18 protein-coding genes and 2 pseudogenes are annotated in these 18,870 nt (G+C 51.2%); 7 read left to right on the top strand and 13 right to left on the bottom strand.

Features of this window, described 5'->3' with window-relative positions; translation table 11 throughout:
- Nucleotides 1-73: 73 nt before the first annotated feature.
- Genes ACYQ6M_RS17405 through ACYQ6M_RS17395 form a run of 3 tightly spaced genes read right to left on the bottom strand, consistent with a single transcriptional unit; the run spans nucleotide 74 to nucleotide 2,134 of the window.
- Complete coding sequence (locus ACYQ6M_RS17405) at nucleotides 74-715, bottom strand: precorrin-8X methylmutase (RefSeq protein WP_460075709.1); 642 nt, start codon at nucleotides 713-715, stop codon at nucleotides 74-76.
- Between the two features lie 22 nt (nucleotides 716-737).
- Nucleotides 738-1,898, bottom strand: a complete 1,161-nt coding sequence (locus tag ACYQ6M_RS17400) for a sirohydrochlorin chelatase (RefSeq protein WP_460074768.1) — start codon at nucleotides 1,896-1,898, stop codon at nucleotides 738-740.
- On the bottom strand, nucleotides 1,895-2,134 hold the full coding sequence (locus ACYQ6M_RS17395; protein ID WP_031269597.1) for a DUF6732 family protein: 240 nt from the start codon (nucleotides 2,132-2,134) through the stop codon (nucleotides 1,895-1,897). Before ACYQ6M_RS17395 ends, ACYQ6M_RS17400 begins: the two co-directional genes overlap by 4 nt.
- 406 nt (nucleotides 2,135-2,540) lie before the next feature.
- Here ACYQ6M_RS17395 and ACYQ6M_RS17390 point away from each other — a divergent pair, with 406 nt between their 5' ends.
- Together ACYQ6M_RS17390 and ACYQ6M_RS17385 are read left to right on the top strand one after the other, a co-directional pair.
- The gene (locus ACYQ6M_RS17390) at nucleotides 2,541-2,915 is read left to right on the top strand and encodes a DUF2946 family protein (RefSeq protein WP_460074767.1); all 375 of its coding nucleotides are present in this window, start codon (nucleotides 2,541-2,543) and stop codon (nucleotides 2,913-2,915) included.
- Between the two features lie 85 nt (nucleotides 2,916-3,000).
- A complete protein-coding gene (locus tag ACYQ6M_RS17385; RefSeq protein ID WP_460074766.1) occupies nucleotides 3,001-4,401 on the top strand; it encodes a PepSY-associated TM helix domain-containing protein in 1,401 nt (466 codons plus the stop codon).
- Nucleotides 4,402-4,544: 143 nt separating this feature from the next.
- On the opposite strand, the pseudogene ACYQ6M_RS17380 reads toward ACYQ6M_RS17385, so the two are convergent.
- The 3 genes and pseudogenes from ACYQ6M_RS17380 to ACYQ6M_RS17370 all read right to left on the bottom strand — a co-directional run.
- Nucleotides 4,545-5,348, bottom strand: a pseudogene (locus ACYQ6M_RS17380) (PP2C family protein-serine/threonine phosphatase); the annotation flags it as partial.
- 192 nt (nucleotides 5,349-5,540) lie between these two features.
- A pseudogene (locus ACYQ6M_RS17375) lies at nucleotides 5,541-5,783 on the bottom strand (c-type heme family protein); the annotation flags it as partial.
- Nucleotides 5,780-6,106, bottom strand: a complete 327-nt coding sequence (locus ACYQ6M_RS17370; RefSeq protein WP_460074765.1) for a hypothetical protein — start codon at nucleotides 6,104-6,106, stop codon at nucleotides 5,780-5,782. The pseudogene ACYQ6M_RS17375 and the gene ACYQ6M_RS17370, both read right to left, overlap by 4 nt.
- Nucleotides 6,107-6,306: 200 nt before the next feature.
- Here ACYQ6M_RS17370 and ACYQ6M_RS17365 point away from each other — a divergent pair, with 200 nt between their 5' ends.
- Nucleotides 6,307-6,825 carry a glycine cleavage system transcriptional repressor gene (locus ACYQ6M_RS17365; RefSeq protein WP_460074764.1) on the top strand — a complete coding sequence of 173 codons (519 nt, stop codon included), beginning with the start codon at nucleotides 6,307-6,309 and terminating at the stop codon, nucleotides 6,823-6,825.
- A gap of 66 nt (nucleotides 6,826-6,891) precedes the next feature.
- On the top strand, nucleotides 6,892-7,206 hold the full coding sequence (locus tag ACYQ6M_RS17360) for a DUF1905 domain-containing protein (protein WP_460074763.1): 315 nt from the start codon (nucleotides 6,892-6,894) through the stop codon (nucleotides 7,204-7,206).
- Nucleotides 7,207-7,275: 69 nt separating this feature from the next.
- Here ACYQ6M_RS17360 and ACYQ6M_RS17355 read toward each other — a convergent pair whose 3' ends face one another.
- On the bottom strand, nucleotides 7,276-8,568 hold the full coding sequence (locus ACYQ6M_RS17355; RefSeq protein WP_460074762.1) for an Hsp70 family protein: 1,293 nt from the start codon (nucleotides 8,566-8,568) through the stop codon (nucleotides 7,276-7,278).
- 595 nt (nucleotides 8,569-9,163) lie between these two features.
- On the opposite strand from ACYQ6M_RS17355, the gene ACYQ6M_RS17350 reads away from it, so the two are divergent.
- Genes ACYQ6M_RS17350 through ACYQ6M_RS17340 form a run of 3 tightly spaced genes read left to right on the top strand, consistent with a single transcriptional unit; the run spans nucleotide 9,164 to nucleotide 11,963 of the window.
- Entirely contained in the window at nucleotides 9,164-9,952 is a 789-nt protein-coding gene (locus ACYQ6M_RS17350) for an ABC transporter permease (protein ID WP_460074761.1), read from the top strand.
- Complete coding sequence (locus ACYQ6M_RS17345) at nucleotides 9,949-10,608, top strand: ABC transporter ATP-binding protein (protein ID WP_460074760.1); 660 nt, start codon at nucleotides 9,949-9,951, stop codon at nucleotides 10,606-10,608. The genes ACYQ6M_RS17350 and ACYQ6M_RS17345 overlap by 4 nt, the downstream gene beginning before the upstream one ends.
- 32 nt (nucleotides 10,609-10,640) lie before the next feature.
- Entirely contained in the window at nucleotides 10,641-11,963 is a 1,323-nt protein-coding gene (locus ACYQ6M_RS17340; protein WP_460074759.1) for an RkpR, polysaccharide export protein, read from the top strand.
- Nucleotides 11,964-12,671: 708 nt separating this feature from the next.
- On the opposite strand, the gene ACYQ6M_RS17335 is transcribed toward ACYQ6M_RS17340, so the two are convergent.
- From ACYQ6M_RS17335 to ACYQ6M_RS17310, 6 genes are read right to left on the bottom strand one after another with little or no spacing between them, the layout of a single operon-like run.
- Entirely contained in the window at nucleotides 12,672-13,709 is a 1,038-nt protein-coding gene (locus ACYQ6M_RS17335) for a glycosyltransferase family 2 protein (RefSeq protein ID WP_460074758.1), read from the bottom strand.
- Between the two features lie 2 nt (nucleotides 13,710-13,711).
- On the bottom strand, nucleotides 13,712-14,893 hold the full coding sequence (locus ACYQ6M_RS17330) for a glycosyltransferase (RefSeq protein WP_460074757.1): 1,182 nt from the start codon (nucleotides 14,891-14,893) through the stop codon (nucleotides 13,712-13,714).
- 58 nt (nucleotides 14,894-14,951) lie between these two features.
- On the bottom strand, nucleotides 14,952-15,845 hold the full coding sequence (locus tag ACYQ6M_RS17325) for a glycosyltransferase family A protein (RefSeq protein ID WP_460074756.1): 894 nt from the start codon (nucleotides 15,843-15,845) through the stop codon (nucleotides 14,952-14,954).
- Between the two features lie 3 nt (nucleotides 15,846-15,848).
- On the bottom strand, nucleotides 15,849-17,051 hold the full coding sequence (locus ACYQ6M_RS17320) for a glycosyltransferase (protein WP_460074755.1): 1,203 nt from the start codon (nucleotides 17,049-17,051) through the stop codon (nucleotides 15,849-15,851).
- Between the two features lie 37 nt (nucleotides 17,052-17,088).
- A complete protein-coding gene (locus tag ACYQ6M_RS17315) occupies nucleotides 17,089-18,120 on the bottom strand; it encodes a hypothetical protein (protein WP_460074754.1) in 1,032 nt (343 codons plus the stop codon).
- Nucleotides 18,117-18,797, bottom strand: coding sequence for an FkbM family methyltransferase (locus ACYQ6M_RS17310; RefSeq protein ID WP_460074753.1), 681 nt, complete (start codon nucleotides 18,795-18,797; stop codon nucleotides 18,117-18,119). Before ACYQ6M_RS17310 ends, ACYQ6M_RS17315 begins: the two co-directional genes overlap by 4 nt.
- Nucleotides 18,798-18,870 lie beyond the last annotated feature (73 nt).

The raw sequence follows: 18,870 nt of genomic DNA, 5'->3' as shown, positions 1-18,870 counted from the left end.
CAAAGGCTTTTTGCTGCCGACGGATTTCAATCCGATTGGTTTCTCGTCGTCTTTCGGCGGATCTCCGGCCATCCTACGTTTCCTCCGGCAGGCCGGCGGCAAGAGCGTTGACTGCGGCGGCAGCCATGGCCGATCCACCTCTGCGGCCGCGAACAGCCAGGGAGGGAACCTTGAACGGATTGGAGATCAGAGCTTCCTTGGATTCCGCTGCGCCCACGAACCCGACCGGGAAGCCCAGAACCAGCGCCGGTTTCGGTCCGCCTGCAGCAATCATTTCAAGCAGATGGAAGAGGGCCGTAGGCGCATTGCCAACGGCAACGATGGCTCCCTCCAGCCTGTCGCGCCAGAGCTCGACCGCGGCCGCCGAGCGGGTCGTGCCGAGCTCTTTGGCAAGGGCCGGAACCGCGGGGTCATTCAAGGTGCAAACCACGTCGCAGTCAGCCGGAAGACGCGAGCGAATGACGCCATGCACCACCATTTCCACGTCGCAAAAGACGGGTGCGGCCCGCGCGAAGGCATCCTGCGCGGCAGACAGGATATCCTCCGACCAGGCAAGATCCTGCGGAAGGTCTGTCATGCCGCAGGCGTGGATCAGACGCACCGCGACCGGTTTCAGCCCGTCGGGTAGATGAGACAGTTCTGCTTCCGACCGCACGATTGAAAAGGACTGGCGGTAAATCGCCGCCGGGTCCTTTTCATAGTCGTAGGACGGCATGGTTTCGGTGCTCACGGCAGCCTCAGTCTCCGCGGTTCAACGACCGGGGGCCGTGCGGATGGTCTGCGTGCGGGTAGGGGTGGTGGTGATCGTGATCATGCCCGTGCCCGTGCCCGTGCGCATGGCTATGCCCATGCTCGTGCGCATGATCATGAGAATGGCCGTGATGATGCGCGTGGTCATGCCCATGGTCATGGGAGTGATCGTGATGATGATGACCATTGTCGTGGTGATGATGACCACCCGCTTGCACCTGCTTTTCGCAGGCCCCGGTGCAGATCTCGTCACACAGCTTGCATTCTGCTTCCGCGCCGAGGCCTTCCACGTGATGGTGGTGGCTTTCCTGGGCCAGACCCACTTCGGCTTCGAAGCCAAGGACCTGTTCGCGATACTTGCACATCTGGCAGTTCATCAGATTGGCGCCCTGCAGGATCTCCTGCACCCGATCGGCCATCGTATCGATCACCTGCGGGTGGTCGTTCAGATAACCGGCTTTCAGGAATTCGATTTCCGGATGTTTGGCGGCAACTTCGTCCGTGGTCGAATAGATCCGCTGCACCAGTACGCCGGTGAACAGGAAATAGGGGAACACGATGACGCGCTTGTAGCCAAGCCTTGCCGCATGTTCGAGGCCGGGTCCGACCAGAGGGAAGGTGACGCCGGAGTAGCAGGTTTCCGCCCAGCCGAAACCGAAGCCTTCCCAAAGCATACGCGTAATCTTGGAGACGTTGGAGTTCGCGTCCGGATCGGAAGCGCCGCGCCCGACCACCATCAGCAGGGTCTCGTGCAGCGGCACGTCGCTGTCGGCAGCGTCGATCGCTTCCTGAACACGGGCAGCGGCGGCTTTCACCATGCGCGTGTCGACGGCCAGTTCGCGGCCATAGGAGATCGTCATCTCCGGATGCATGGCCTGATAGGTGTTGAGGACCGAGGGAATGTCGTTCTTGGCGTGACCAGCGGCAAACAGCATGCCCGGCACGGCCAGAACGCGGGTGCAGCCGGCCTCGCGCAGCTTGTTCAATCCGTCATGAATGACCGGGTTGGCGAATTCCAGATATCCGTATTCCACCGGCCAATCGGGGAAGCGGGCCGTCAGGCCTTCCGCCAGCTGTGCAAATTGCTTTACGGCACCCTTGTTGCGGCTGCCATGGCCGCAGATCATCAGTCCGAGTTTTTCGCTCATTGAGCAGCTTCTCCGGCAGTCTCGTCGTCTTCCGGACGGGCTTCAGGCGCGTCTTCGGCTTTTTTCTGCTTCTTGTCTTTGAGGGCGATGATGCCGGCGACGAGCGCGGCACCGGCAAGGGCTGCGACACCGACCCAGTGGGAATGACCGGCGAGTTCGCCAAGATGGCCCCCATGGGCGAAGGCGGAGGTAGGCAGCGCGGCAGCAAGGCCTGCAAGGATGGTCCGTCTGATCATGTCTCTCCCCAGTGGCTGATGCCGGATCGGCAGCGTGGCAACAGGCGTCGGGAAGAATGAAAGCAAACACGCGCAAAAGCCGGCGGAGCCGGTTGATCTGCAGATGCCTTGGACAGCTCCGGCCTTGGTCCCCTGCTTGGGTCAACCTCATCCGGAATGGCTTTCAGTCCCTCCACGGGACGCCGTCAGGTGGGCGCACCTTAGGGGAGTGGCCATAGCGGATCAAGCATGAAAGCGACATCCATTGGCACGAGGCAGCCATGGCCTGAAACCGGCAATCGTTGCGTCTTGCGGCTCCCTGAAAAGAACCGGTTTGTCTTTGTCATCCCTTTGGATTAGTGATCAATCAGTCTCGATTCGGGGTAAGTGGGGCGTGGAAAACTTCCGGCGAAAACATCCGGACCTTATGGCGGCAGCCAGGCTACTGCTTCTGCTGCCGTTTCTGGTCACAGCGCTTGTGCCCAAGGGGTACATGCCGGACGTGCGCGCGGATGGCGGTTTTACCGTCACGCTGTGTACCACCGAGGGCCTTCGCACTGTTACGCTGGATGCGAACGGTGCAGAAATACCGCCTGGTTCCGATGAGGAAAGCCCTGCGGAAAAGGCCTCCCGCCATTGCGTCTTTGCCGGTGTCGGTGCGTTTGCTGCGCCCGACAGGGTGCCTTTCCTTTTCGTGCAGGAAGAGATCTCCCGCCAACCGGTTTCTCTACCTGCAAAGGTCTGGGCTTCCAGCACACCGCGCGGCCGCAACTTTGCCCGCGCACCGCCGCTCAACACGTGATCTTTCCGAACCTTATCTGAATTCGTTTTGAACCCGAGGTCTGTCCGGCTTTCGCCGAACGTACGCACTCGGGTGTGGAGATCCCATGAGCAACATCCCTTCGGACGCTGTAAATGCGTCTACCCCCAGCCGATTTTACCTGGCTGCCTGGCGTTGGCACTTTTACGCCGGTCTTTATGTTGTGCCGTTTCTGATCATGCTGGCCGTCACCGGCCTTTCGATGATGTTTATTTCCGTTCTTGATGGCCGCGACGGGGAATACATCAAGGTTGCAATTGCCGGCGAACCAGTGGCGCTGTCGCAGCAGGCCGACGCTGCGCTGGCAACGCGCGGGCAGGGCGCGAGCCTGGTGGAATGGATCGGCGCCAAGACTGCCGACGGAGCCAATGTCTTCCGCGTCAACGACGCTGGTACCAATTACATGGTGGCAGTTGACCCTTATTCGGGCTCGGTCGTTGAAAGCTGGATCCGGCGTGACGGCTGGTATGACTTGCTGAACGACATTCACGGTACGCTGCTGATCGGCGATCTTGGTGACCGTCTGATCGAGATCGCAGCCGGCCTTGCCATCGTACTGATCGTGACCGGTCTTTATCTGTGGTGGCCGCGGGCAGGCGGTGGAAGTGCTTTTGTGCCGGATCTTCGCGCAAATGGTCGTGCGCTCTGGAAGAGCCTGCACAAGGTGATCGGCGCCTATGTTTCTCTCATCCTGCTGGTCTTCCTGGTCAGTGGTCTCTCCTGGGCCGGTGTCTGGGGCGAGAAATTCGTTCAGGCCTGGAGCACCTTTCCAGCCGAAAAATGGTCGAACGTGCCTCTGTCCGACGACACCCACGCCTCGATGAACCATGGCTCGATAAAGGATGTTCCCTGGGGACTGGAACAGACCAGCATGCCGATGTCCGGCTCTGATGCCGGCACCGACGCGATTGCTGCCGGAACGCCTATTGATCTGGACAGTATTGCCGCGTTCGGCCGGCAAATCGGCTTTGAAGGGCGGTTTCGGGTGAACCTTCCCGGCAATGAAACCGGTGTCTGGACCATCAACCAGGATTCCATGAGCAACGACTCAGAGAACCCGATGGTCGACCGCACGGTGCATATCGATCAATACACCGGGCGGATCCTGGCGGATGTCGGTTTTGCGGATTATTCCCTGCCGGCCAAGGGCATGGCCATCGGCATTGCCTTTCACGAAGGCGACATGGGGCTCTGGAACGTGGTGCTCAACACCCTATTCTGCCTGTCGGTGATTTTCCTGTGCCTGAGCGGGCTGGTCATGTGGTGGCTGCGACGGCCGAAAAGTTCCGCCCTTCGGGTTTTTGCGCCGAAAACGCCGGACGACCTGCCGCATTGGCGTGGCGCGATGATCCTGATGCTGGCCGTTTCCATGGCCTTTCCGCTTGTCGGCATCACGCTGCTGAGCGTGCTGGCGCTGGACTATCTTGTTGTCAAACGCGTGCCGGTTCTGAGAAAGGCCATCGGATGACGAGGTAAGGGGGTCTGAAAAGGCCACTGTCGGGCCCTCAACATTGCTGTTACCCCGGATAGGCGCTGCGTCTATCCGGGGTAACACGCCTCCAAAATTTTGATCGCAGTGTGCGGCAGCAAGCTGCGGCCAATGCTGCCGGCTTACTTGTGCCGGATCACCATCAGCGTAATGTCGTCATGCACCGTTTGTGTGTCGATATGGGCCTTGAGGTCCGCCAGGATGCCCTCCAGCACCCGCCCGGCCTTTGGTGCAGCGTGGCGCTGGGCACTTGCGACCAAGCGGTCTAGACCATACAGCACACCGTCAGGATTTTCCGCTTCGGTCACGCCATCCGTATAGAGAATGATGAGATCTCCGGGACCGAACGCCAGTTCCCTGGTTTCGATAAACGGTTCGATGTCTTCATCGAGGCCGATGGGGAAGCCGAGATCGACCGTATCGACGATGTCGCATTGGCCGTTGTCGCGGAGAATGATCAGTTCCTCGTGCTGGCCCGACAAGGTTACCTTGTTCGGTTCGAAATCGAGGAAGGACAGCGTCAGGTGCTTGTCGGTCCGGGTGCGCTTCAGGTTGCGGCAGATGGCGCTGTTGAGTGCAACCAGGAACTGGCGCGGATCTGACGGCCCGCGTTCCTGCAGGGCGACGGCGATGGACTGAACCATCAGCATCAGAACGCCGCTTTCCAGGCCATGGCCGGTCACGTCGCCAATGCCGATCTTCACCTTGTCGTCCAGCTGCAGCACGTCGTAATAGTCGCCGCCAACTTCGTCCGCCGGTTCCATGAAGGCCGCGATTTCCAGTTCGTGAATGCCGCCAAGCTCATCCTTGGTCGGCAGCACCATCATCTGGATCTGCCTTGCAACTTCAATTTCCGCTCCCAGCCGAAGGTTTTCGGACGTCAGCTGCTTGTTGAGATGCGCGATTTCCGTATTCGCGTGCTCCAGATTGACGTTCATCCGGTGAAACCGCGTTGCCTGGTGCCATTGCAGGGCGGTGACCGCAGCACCGATCGCCCCTGCACAGCCGAAGTAAAGCAGCAGGTATTTGAACGACCAGAGGTTTGCGGCAATGGGTTGGCTGATGGTGATCGCCTGAATGCCGCGCACATCGCCCGTCTTCCAGTCGGTCTTGGGACTTTCCGGGTGGCTGTTGTGGCAGGAAACGCAGGCCTCGCCCATCATGACGGGGGAGGCGATCTGGATCTTTCGGTCGAAGATCGATCCTTCGTAGGCAATCTCCAGGTCTGCAGGATCACGGCTTTGTCGGAAATCGTTCAGTGCCTTGATCTCGAAAGGTGTCAGGTTATGTGACCCGCGCTCCATGAACGGCAGATCCGACACGAATCGGTATTGCAGATTATGGTCGTTGCCGCCGATCACTTCCCCAAGCTCGATGGAGAGCGTGGCGGGGATCGGAATGCCGCCTGGCGTTTCGTGATATTCGTGTGTCGGGTGATGTCGCCCGGCGCCTGTTGAACCCGGGCGATCACGTTTTGCGCGTAATAGGTCCGGATCTTGCCGATGGCCTGGTCCAGGTCAACCGCCTGCGAGCGCAGGGAGGCATCTGAAATGGCGCGCAGGTCCATCCACACGGCAACGGGCAACATGCCAAGCCCGATCAGCACCAGAACCAGAAAAACCGCCGGTCGTTCGATGAGCGTGAGCCAGAATTTGTCGACGCGGCGGGGTTCTGTCTGCTTCATGGGGAAACCTGATTTTCAGTATGAATTGAAACGGAATGCGGATCGGCAAGAAAGCCTGAAGGGAAACCCGATCAATCTCGCCATTATGACGGTTGTCTGCCGCAACGGCCACAGCTCGAGATGAGATTTTGCAGTCTTGTTTTCAGCACGTTGAGGCTGTCTAGTAGGATGGTCGAGTTCCAATGCGCAAGCGGGGCATCATGCAAACTCATCTTGTTTTCACGGTCATTGCAAAGGACCGGCCAGGCCTGGTCGAGCGGATGGCGGAAATCATCGCCGACACCGGCGGCAACTGGATCGAAAGCTCCATGGCCCGCCTCGGCGGCGAATTTGCAGGCATCGTGCGCATTGCGATCGAGGGGCTGCATGCGGACGAACTGGTGGAAAAGCTGCAAGCTCTTTCTGCCGATGGCATCGATATCACGCTGCGCTCCGACCAGACCGGTGCAGAGCTGCCGGAAGGCGCATCCGCTCATCTGGATCTCGTCTCCCAGGACCACCCGGGCATCTTGCGGGATATAACCCGAGTTCTTTCCGAAAAGGGTGTCAGCATCGAGCATCTGGAAACGGAAGTCGTCTCTGGCTCGATGCAGGGAGAGGCCCTGTTCAAGGCATCTGCCGACCTGCGCCTGCCAAGTGGACTGGACCCTGCAAGCCTGAGCGACGCACTTCAGGAGACGGCAGGAGACCTGATGGCGGATATCAATCTGATTGACTGACGTCGCTCAATCCTGCCAGAGGGAAGCGACACGACACAGGCCTGGCAGGACAGAGGCTGCAACTTCATGCTCGACCGGCTGGATTTTACCGGCAAACTATGGCTGTCCGCTGGCCCAGGCGGCTGGACCTTTGTGACGTTACCGCCGGCCTGCGCCGATCAGATCCGGTTTTTTACAGGAAGCCGTAACGGCAGCGTCTGGGGCATGATCAAGGTAAAGGCGCGGATCGGCGAGGCCGAATGGAGCACCACCATCTGGCCGGACAAGGCGTCCGGCTCCTTCCTGTTGCCGGTCAAGTCGGCCGTGCGCAAGAATGAGAAGATCGCAGCCGGAGACACCGTTGACGTATCGCTTTGGCTTCAGGTGCCGCCGGGTTTCTGACGGGGAGGGCTGTTTGAGCTTTTGAGTTCCGTCGGTCAGGCTCGTTCCGCCGGATCCGGGCAGGCGAACTCAGGCGGCAAGCGCCCAATCAGCCGCGTCCGTGCGTGCCCCGATCAGGGCAAGGCCGTTGGCAACAGACGTCAGCTCGTTGCCGCCGGAAATCCGCTCCAGGCCGAAGCGCTCCGCAAACTGGCGGCGCACGGCAGGCACGAAGGAGGTGCCGCCGGTCATGAATACCCGGTCGATGTCGGCTTCGCTCAAACCGGCCTTTTCCAGCGTGACATCCAGCGCCAGGTCCATCTTCTTCAGATCAGGCGCAATCCAGCCGTCGAAGTCCGCACGTTTCACAGTTGCCCGGAAGTCCGAACCGAGCGGGGCAAAGGTCAGCTCCGCCTCGTCTGCAGACGACAGCAGGGCTTTGGTTTCCGAGACGGATTTATAAAGCGGGTAGCCCTGGTCCTCTTCCACCAGATCGATGAAAAGCTCGATCTTCTCCGGTTCCACGCAGTAGCGCAGCAGTTTTTTCATTTCCTTGAAATCGTCTGAGGTCTTGAAAATCGACAGCATGTGCCAGCGGGCGAAGTTGGAAAAGAGGTTGGGCGGGATCTCCAGGATCTTGCCCATGCTCTGGTAGGCGGTGCCCTTGCCGAGCTTCGGCAGCACCACGTTATCGATGATGCGGTAGTCAAACGTGTCACCGGCAATGCCGACCCCGCCTCGGCCAAGCGGCGTCGCTTTCAGGTGCCCGGCTTCGGTCTCGAATCGCATGATCGAATAGTCGGTCGTGCCGCCGCCAAGGTCGGCAACCAGGATGGTCGTATCCTGTTCCAGCGATTGCGCATAGGAAAAGGCCGCCCCGACAGGCTCCATAACAAAGAGGATGTCTTCAAAACCAACCTTCTGAAACGCCTTGCGATACCGCGCCATCGCCAGGTCTTCATCCGGATTGTGCCCGGCAAACTCCACCGGCCGGCCCACAACGAGCCGGGTTGCCGCGGGATCATACGCAGCCCCAGCCCGCTCGAAAGCCCGCTGCAGAAACGTTGCCATCAGATCTTCAAACTCGAACCGGACTCCAAAAACTCCGGTCCCCTTGAAAACGCGGCTCGCCGCAAAGGTCTTCAGCGACTGGATGAACCGTACGTCTCCAAAGCTCTCCAGAAACTGCCGGATTGCCCAGGGCCCGACCTCCGCATTCAGCGCCTTGGCCGGCCCCCGGTCTAGAAAACTGAGGACGGTCGGAAGCGATGTGAAACTGTCATTGCCATCAACAAAGCTGATCGACGCAGTCGCCCCCACACCCTGCGCCGAAACCGCGACCGTATTGGAGGTGCCGAAATCAAGTCCGATGGTCTGTTTCATGGCAAAGTCCCTTTATGTCGCAGCGTTTTGTACCCGTGCCGTTTTGCAATTGAATGGCGTTGGCTTATTCGAAACCGAAGCAGGAGCGCGTAGGGGCACTCCGAATACGGCAATCCAGCAAAAATGAAATGGCTGTGCGGGATAGGCGGGAACAAACGAAAACGCAAGCGGAAACAGGCTGCCTTTGACGCATTCGATCCTGCATCCGTTGCAGCTCCAATCTTCGGCTCGCGGGTACCATCTGGAGAAAGGCGAATTGCTGAAAGAAAATTTTGGCAATGATGCCTGGAGCTTGTCTTCAGGACCTTGCCACAAGGTCGATATAAACAGACCGCACACTATGAGTTTCATCGGTTCCGTGGTCGCGATCGGAGATGGTCGCGGTCTCAGGCTGCAGACATTCGCACTTCCAGTTCGTGCAATTCATCCCGCCTTCGAAATCATTGTGGCATCGTGACACTATGTTGCTGCGCGAAATTCCGTTATGGTACGGTCTGTCAGAAGATGGACATGAACTGTCTAAAGGTCTAGTCAAGACAACCAGTTGGCATTCGAAGAACGCGTCAACAGAGATCAATAACTGCAGATTGACAGTATGTACTCAGAACCTTTACACCAAGGCCTGAAACGCCAATTCGCGATCACCTTTGCCTTGATCGTTCGCGAAATGACCACCCGCTACGGAAACAAGTTCGGCGGTTACATGTGGGCGGTTCTGGATCCGGTTTTGACCATTGCAATTCTGACCACGGTGTTTTCGGCTATAGCGAGAACGCCGCCACTCGGACGCAGCTTCACGCTATTCTTCGCCACTGGTTATGCTTTGTTTTACATGTATCGTTCAACGTCTGATCAAGTTCAGTCTGCTGTCGAAGCAAATAGAGCGCTTCTAAATTATCCTGTGGTAAGCCCGTTTGATGCGATAATGAGCAGGATTATACTTCAGGTAATTACACTTTTTGTCGTAAATATATTGCTGTTTGGATTTTTATATTTGGTTACAGGCTTCGAAAAGCTAGATATAGCTCCAATATTCTTGGCCTCCTCGCTAGCCATTTCATTGGGGGCAGGTGTGGGGTCGGCGAACATTGTCTGGTTTCACCTGAGTAGCACCTACCAGCAGGTTTGGGGCATCATAAACCGGCCGGCGTTCATAGTCTCGGGCGTGTTCTTCCTGCCCGAAACGATTCCCCATCCGTATCGGGAAATCTTGCTCTGGAACCCACTAGTGCATATCATTGGTCTGTTCCGGACCGGATTTTATCCGACCTACCGTGCTTCTTATGTCGACATGCCATATACCGTCGGCCTTGCCATCTTTTCGATTGTTTTCGGGTTTTTCCTAGTCTGGCTTTTCGATGCAAAACTGCGGGAGCCGAAATGATACGACTGGATCGGTTGACCAAAAGCTTTCGGTTCAAGGGTGAAACGCGATACATCGCAAAGGATGTGTCTTTCACCGTTCCACGCGGCGATAGCATCGGCCTTCTAGGCCGCAACGGTGCTGGCAAATCGACGCTGCTGAAGCTAATCGCAGGCACTATCAAGCCGACGTCTGGAAGGATCATCCGCATGGCTAACGTGTCTTTTCCGCTCGGTTTCCAAGGCAGTTTCAACGGATCTCTAACCGGAGAGCAGAACGTGCGGTTCGTCGCCCGGATTTATGGTCACGACACTGAGGAGCTAGTCGAGTATGTTCAGGACTTCGCGGAACTAGGAAAATCTTACCATATGCCAGTAAAAAGCTATTCCTCCGGGATGAAAGCGCGACTGGCTTTCGGCGTCAGTATGGGCATAGACTTTGACTATTATCTTGTCGACGAAATCACGGCAGTTGGCGATTCGAATTTCAGAAAAAAATGTAAGCGTGTCTTTGAGGAAAAGCTACAGAATTCCGACATCATCATGGTCTCACATTCCAATGGTTCATTGAAGGACTATTGTACGACGGGAATTGTGCTAGAAGATGGTTCGTTAACGTATTTCACCAACATTGATGATGCGATCAAGTTGCATGACGAAAATATGGCGCGCCGCTAGGCTGGGCTTCTCCGTTTCGAGGTTTGAACAAAATGTCTTCTGCCAGCAATTTGCCTGAAACCGAGGGCAAGCCGGACTCTGAGGGGACCGTCTTCACACTTCCGACAAAGAAGGGTGGGGCGGTCGCGAAATCCGCAGAATGGGATGGGAAACTCGTCACACGTCTCCGCAAGTCAGGCCTCGACCCGCAGAAGCTGCTTGATCTCGCGCTGCCAGGGCCTGCAAAGACAGTTACAAAGCTCCGTCACCGTCTTATTCTACTGGGCTTTTTACTGTTCGTCGCGCTGCCGTCGGCGGCCTTTTCCGTTTACATGTTCTTCTGGGCGAGCGACCAATACCACAGCACTACAGCCTTCGCTGTGCGCAGTTCAAATCCGGTGGCTGCCACGGATATCCTCGGCATGGTCATGGGTAGCGGTAGCTCAGAATCAACAACTTCCAACAGCTATATTGTGACCGACTATATACAGAGCCAGGCGATATTGGAGGATTTGCCGCAGGAGATCGACCTAGATGCGATCTTCAATCGGGAAAGCTCCGATTTTCTGTTTTCCATGGGCTCTGACCTACCGATTGAAGATAGGTTGAATTATTGGAATGACATGGTGGATGTTAGTTTTGATTCTACCTCAAGCGTTATTTATGTCGAAGTTCGAACCTTTCGGCCGGAAGACTCAGTAGTTATCGCGGAAGCTGTGCTTGACCACAGCGAGATCCTTGTCAATAAACTGTCAGAAGCTAATCGCCGCCAGACCGTGCGCTACGCCGAGGAAGCCGTGGCACGGGCCGAAGCCCGGCTTAAGGCTATCCGCAAGCAGATGTTAACCTACCGCCAAGAAACCCAGGAAGTCGACCCGGAAGCGAATGCCGAGATCGCCGCTGAGATGATTGCAAGGCTGGACCAAGAACGCGCCAGTCGCGAGGCGGAAAAGGCGACCCTGACAAGCTACCTCGATGACGATTCGCCGCGTATTCGCATGCTGGACCAGCAGATCGCTGCACTCCAGGGCGAGATCGCGTCGGTACGCAAGCGCCTCGGCACTGGCGGGTCCGCTAGCGGGGAAAGTGAGGATCTCCGCGACAACCTGTCCCTGAGGCTAGCCGACTATTCGGAGTTGGCGGTGGAAGAGGAATTCGCACAGAAGCTCTACGTCACTTCGCTGGCAAGCTTGGAGCGTGCAAGGCAAGAAGCTGACAACAACAGCCTTTACCTAGCAACCTTCATCCGACCGACCCTGTCCGAGGACGCGCAATATCCTGGTCGCTTCCTCTATTCACTTGCGCTTTTTCTGGTGTTAGCCGGTCTCTGGTCGGTAGTCGTTCTTCTATACTATAACGTCCGAGACAGGACTTGAGCCTTTATGTGCTCGTACGAAGCTGCCTTGCCGACAGTGGGCTGAGTGCGACTGAGAGCCGGATTTTTAACAATTCTGGACTGTCGGGGCTGTGCGATGTCGTCGAAAGTATGACAGGCGGCACTTGCCGGCTTCCACCCCTAGGGCTGGATGTCGACGCGATCGCGGGCTGAAGCCAAAACCACCTGTGGGTTGAGCACGCGTGCTCGCGTAACGCCCTACTTTCCAATGCTTTCGAGGGTAGCTTTCTGCGCTCGGACAATCCCTGAAACAGTGAACTACCGCTGTCCAGGGTCATAATCGCACTGCCTTCAAATATGCCTCCTGCAAAGTGGCATTTCTCTCCAGAGTTATGACACGGCCTCGTGGTGTCTAGCTCTACGCGTGCCCGCATTGTCAGCGGCTTCGGCCTGCTCTGATTAGCGCCGGAACCGATGAACTCCTAGGCCGTGCAAACCGCATAGAAGGTCTAAAGCGTTTCCAGCCAGTCGGATACAGAAGCCTTGACGCCTGTTGAAAGATACATGCCTTCGGAATGCGCTACAAAGCTGAGTGAACGCTGATGATAGATAGGATAAAATTAAAAGAAAGAATAACTAAGCAAGTAAAAAATAGTACAATATTTCAACGTAGAGCGCCAGTATTTAGACTATTGTTTGATACTGCATATGGGAATTAGCGGTAACATCGGGAATCTAATTAGAATAGTCAATTAACAGAATTTTGCATGATTGCAAGTATTTGTTTTTTATGGCGGAGAATTTTCTTTCTTTCATCTTTATTTTTCCATAGCTTAGAAAAAGATTTCCTGTAGCGGAAATATCGCGACTTCCTTAAATCAGGAAGGCCAAAAATTACAAAGAATATATATATTATCATTCTTTGCGTGCTTCTATCTATCAAATAATCAATAAAATTGGTGCCAAAAGTATTTTGAATATAAAAAGAATAGGCGATACGTGAGGATTTGAACTTATTTACACTTTGAAGATCTTCGGATATACGCTTGTATATTTTTCCTTTGCTACGAGCGGGTATTTGACAGAAGTGCATACTTAAAATGGAGAAGTGAGCTTGAAGTCTCTGTCTATTATTCGATGTGATTCTCTCTTCATCATGATCAAAGTAAATACATAGGGCATCTGGAACACCCACATATTCGACAAAATCACTAAGCCGAATAAAAAAGTCCCAATCTTGATTAGCTGGCAATTTTTCGTCAAACCCGCCTATGAATTTGGCAATCCAAGTCTCAACGGCGACTGAACTAAGTGTTCCAATAAAATTAGAACTTACAATACTATCTCGAGAATATGGCGTGTAACTAAATTGACGGCAAATTACCTGGCCGGAACTATCTACCCTATACCTACCCGTAGAAGACAAGAGTGGCAGAGTGGTTTTTTCCTTTTTCTTCCTCAGGGCGTTCACTTGAGAAAAAAGTTTATCAGGTAGCCAAGCATCATCGCTGTCCAAAAAAGCAATAAAATCGCCCGATGCTCGATTAATACCCAAATTACGACAATAATTTGCACCCTTATTAATTTCATTCCGAATAATAGTAATATTAAGGCAATGTGAATAACGAAGTTTTAGATTGCATAAGAATTTATAATTAAAATCATCTGAATGATCATCAACAATAATTAGCTCATAGGGAGGGTAAGTTTGCTTTGAAACAGAGTATACGCTTCTTTCTAGGAGGCTGCTCCTGTTGTAAGTTGGTATCACGACGGAGATTCGCATGCTCAAACTGCCTCTTGTACATATTTAAGTAGGAGCATGCTCTGTTTGCGAACTGAGTGGTTTTCATTCACGTGCAAGTAGGCGTTTTTTGCTAGCTCGGAAGCTAGAGACGGGTCATGGAGTATCCTTTGCATTGCTACGGATAGTGCAAGATGGTCCTTTTCATTTACCAAAAGACCAGTTTTTTCATTAGTAATCAATTCAGGAATGCCACTGTGGTAGGTAGAAACAACAGGAAGATTTCGGGCCATTGCCTCCATTAGAACGATTGGTATGCCTTCTTTATCACCTGTCGAACTAGTTTGACTTGGCAGCGCCAGCATGTTGCAACTTTCCATCATTTGATGCACAAATTCACGCTTCTTAGAACCGTAGAATACGAAATGTTCTTTGTAAGGACCGCCCTCAACCAAACTTTTGTACTCAGTGAATAAGGGGCCATCTCCAATGCAGTGTACACGAATGGATGTTTTTTCTTCCTGCAAAAGTGAACGAACGGCCTCATAAAGGGTCAAAAACCCCTTCTTTTCGACGAATCGTCCAACGAACAATATATCAAAACTAGAATCGCTTTTTCTTCGCGACAGACGCTTGGCAGGAATGTCAACGCCTAAATGTATGGTTTCAATTTTTTTGATATCGGTATTTTGCGAAAGTTCAGTGTTCCAAATACCATTTACGCAAATAGCCGCATCTACATGATCACCAATAGAGCGATAGGTCTCCCACCCATTTAATTCTACATAAGAAGAAATATCATGCCCGTGAAAGATAATTACATTTCTAACTGATTCACATAACTCTTTCTTTATTTGAAAACCTATACGATAATTTGTACCAAAATTTGCAATTAAAATATCTGGAAAATATTGAATCTGAAAGCAAACAGAAAGGGTATCAAAATCAATTTTCCTCAAAAGATATTTTTGAATAAGCAAAAAAAGGAACTTCGGCTTCACAAAGAGAGTTTTAAGAAAGGAAGTTAGCAAAATAACAATAGAATCTCGAGCGTATATCGGTTTAGAACTGAATTCACTAAAATACTTGTCGTCGATGTTTCTATTTCTAGAACGACCTACAACCTGAACATGTGAGGTGCCGATTTCTTCAAAAGAATGGATTTGATCTATAATAAAGGTTTGCGAGTATTGAGGAAAGAAGCCGTTTACAAACCAGATTTTCATCTTAATTTGATCTTTGATAACGTTGATTTTTTGCGATTTTTGGAGAACGTGCGCAATTCTAAGGCCGAATTCCTCTTTTTCGCAAACAGTGTTGCAAGAATGCGTTGGGGCGGGTGTATGCTGCAATTGCCATATATCGGCGGGCTAGACGTCGGTCAGAGTTGTTATGAGCGAAGCGCCAGGAGAGCATCTCCATCTTGAACAATCTCATCTTAACAAAATCGGCACCATATCTATTGTATAAGGTACGGTGTTTATCAAATATAATTTTATTACAATCACGAATTTGAAGGGCGTTGCGTCCATCATCCGATTTATGGTAAGCACAAAGTGGTTCTTCGGAACTATTCGTGTTATAAATTCGTCCACCATGAAGTTGGAATCTGATAAAATAGTCCAAATCTTGAAGGCGGGGCAACCGTTCGTCAAAGTAACCAACCATTTTAAAGCTTTCGGCGGTACCTAGAAGCGTCCATAGGTAAGCCCGAAGCGAAGTGCCAATCAAAAGGTTCTTAATCTGATCGCCATCCGTTCTTTGAAGCGTTTTCTTCGTAATGCCACCCTTCCAAATCCAGTCATAATTCGTGGTGATCCAGGCGCGTTTTTTTGTGTCCAGTGATTCTATATCATCTATCGTACCAAACTGATTTTCAAGTTTCGACGGATACCATTCGTCGCCTGCATCCAGCCAACTAACATACTTACTCTCGATAGCATCCAGCAGCCTGTTTCTTGAGTAAGGTCGGCCTCTATTTTCTGAGTTTAATAGGAGTACAAAATTATACTTTTCTTGAATCTGTTGAAGGCGTCTCCGGACATCGTTGCTAGATCCATCGTCAACAACAACGATCCGTCGAGGCCCGTTCCAAGTTTGCTTTTTCACGGACCACAAACTTGTCTTGAGACCCAACAAGTCATTATAGTGAGGAATAAGAACGTCTAGCGTTTTCACGTATTAATCCCTTATCAACGAATCTATGAGTTTGAACCAAGTCTGTTTGTACTTTTCAACTGAAAAGTTCTGCACCGAATTTTGAGCATTTGCGCCCAGTCGTTTCCGTTCTTCACTTTCTCTCATCAAATACCTTAGCTTGTCCGCAAGGTCGCCAGGCCCTAAGTTTCTATCAGCTGCAAGGCCGTTATACCCGGATTTTACAAAAGAGTTTACGCCTGGACAATCGCCGTAGAACACAACTGGCGTTCCCAATGCCATTGCTTCAGCAGCGACGAGACCAAAACCTTCATGAATTGCTGGGTGGCAAAATATCGAACTGTGCAGATACTCTTCATAAAGGTCATTTTTTTGCCCTTGTAATGAGAAGGTGTCTTCAATATCAAGTTCTAAAATTTTCCTTTGAAGAGTATTCTGTAATGGGCCTGTTCCGAATAGCTTAACTTGCCAATCTGGAAATTCAGGGGCCAAAATTTTCCAAGCATTGATCAGGTCTATGTAATTTTTGACCGAAGCAAGTCTGCCTGCGGCCATTATTATATTATCTTTTTTAACATTAATATCTTGTCCAGACGTGAATTGGTGAGAGACATAGTTTGGGATCACTCTAATTCGGTTAGCTAAATGCGGAGGAAACCAACTAGAAAATTCCTCAGATAGTACGTGAATAGCGGCCGCCCTATCTAAGACCTTTAGGCGGAGTTCTCTATCCAGGGGATTTGGGTCCCACCTTTGAGGTGATAAATAGTCTTGTTCTGGGACATTGTGGTTAGTTGCGACGACCTTCACACTTAAACCCTCTGTAGCCAATAGGGCCGGAGTGTTAGCGGAAGGTAAGAAGCTTATTGCAACTTCAGTCTCATTGAACAGAAAGTAATTACGCAACTGTGACATAAAAAAATCATGGGAGAAATTCCATTGGGCTTTTTCTCGAATATTCTTTGGAACGAATGGAAGGTTTTTAATTAGACGCCCCCATCTTTGTTTTTTTGTGAGAGTGTTATGACCGTATAAGTTTATCAATTGAACGTTTGGAGACATCGGAAAAAACGGTGGCTTGTTGCTTTTGTCGAAGTGAAGAACGGTTACTTCATATCCGCCTTCGTCTAAATAATTAGCAAGTTCACATGCAATGCGTTCAGCCCCCCCGCTTCGATCGGCAAGTAGCCTCGCAACTATTGCGATTTTTTTACCCATTTTTTTCATGCCGTCCAGTGCCCTATTTTTGTTAGCTCTGTCGAAACTACGAACGTAGATCTTTAATAAACGATGCAAATTTATCTTGATTGAATTTTATTTGAGCCTCGGAAAATTTTTTCCACTTGGCGTTTGTTCTGTAGAAGGTGATTGCGTTATTAAATCTAAGAAGATCATCTGGGCCTGTTATTATAATTTCTGGGAGATCTGAGATTTTGTATATTTTGTACGTATCTGGGTCTAAAAGTACAGGATATTTAAAATTAATCCCAAAAGGCAGTGATCCTGTTAGTATTCTTTTACAGTATATGCCGTTGCTATTATTCACAGACCAGACAAGCGAACGTCGTCGTCTGAGATGTCGCTCAATTTCACGATCAGTCTTACCCACAAATATCGAAACGTTTTGTTTGCTAAGTAGTCCGTGACAGTCGAAGTTTGTAAATAACTTGCTTCTAGTAAAAAGAGATGCTTTTAGTGTTTGGGAGTTTTCAATAGCCTCTTCTAAAATTTCAAAATTAACAGCCCCTTCACTGTGATTTTCAAGTCCACCAATCTTTGTCACGTTCGCTCCGAGCGTTATGGTTCGGAGCAGAACGCTCGTTATTCTTTCTACAATTCCAGGAGTAGTGAGTGCATTGTATACTGGGAGAAAATGTTCTGAAACGCTCTCTGCAAACAGTGGTGTTGGTGCAATTTTTTGGGTCCTAAAGTTCGCCACGAAGTCGAGATCGGTATCACCACGAGCATGACATTGAATTATAATTCTTTCTTCCGGAAAACCTGTTGCAAAGAGTTTTTGAAGAATAGAAACAGCCCTTGAGCGGCCACGACGTAGATTACGAGCGCTATTGAAAATGACAAATTGTAAATTCTGATCTGTTAAAGTAGTCTCAAGTTCAGTGAATGTTTTGATAATATGAAGCTTCTTTTTCGGTATTGATGGTAAAAAGGAGTTGGAGATAGTATCACCCTCAAAGTATACGAAGGTTTCAATGTCAATATTTTGCATTGCTTCTGCAAAGAAACCAATCGTCTCAGAGTGATTGCCGCCAAACTCGACAATAAGCGCCCTCACGATTGTTCTCCAAAAAAGCGTTTGTTAAGCATGATTACATCCATATCAATAAGCCTGGGGTAATGACCTCTGTTGGGGAGAGTCATCGCAGAAATGAAGAAGTTGAGTCCCTCATAAAAAGCTAAGGCGTCTCGAAATTTTGGAGTATCTTTGTAGATTTCGGTAAAGTAAACTTCAGATTGAAAGCCAACAACATTTTCAATATTCTTTAGAAAGCCTTGAATGACGTTGATGTCGTTGCCCTGAGTGTCCAATTTTAGAAAAGTCGAATTAGGACGATGCTCAGCTACAATTTCCGGCCAAATACTATCAAGTGTATAAATCTCAATGTCATGAACAGATTGAACAGTATTCATATTTTCGAAGATGTTTGTCTCTCTTGCAGAGGGATTCAAAAGTGAACTGAATTGACTGTTTTTCATTTGGTGGAATTTTGTCTTGCCCGATACGCTTGATAAGGCGTATTTATAGCAAGACCAGTTTGGATCTTGGTCGCATTTTTCTTTTAATTTTGAGTATGTTTCTGGCAAGGGTTCAAAAGAAATGATTTGACCTGTGTAATCGGCGTCGTTCCTAAGCCGTTCAGCAAACTGTCCCAGATTTGCTCCTACATCCAAAACCAAATCAACGTTTTTATCTTTGAATATTTGAGAAAGTCTTTTCGATTCTGGCGACATTTTTGATTTCCGGGCTTTGTGTAGCGATGTGGCAGGCGTAATAGTAAGATGTGGGCAGGTGATTCGTTTCTCT

It is taken from the genome of Roseibium sp. ROS1 (genome assembly GCF_054658215.1).
The sequence above is the reverse complement of the archived record's forward strand: the minus strand, read 5'-3'. Positions and strand labels throughout refer to the sequence as shown.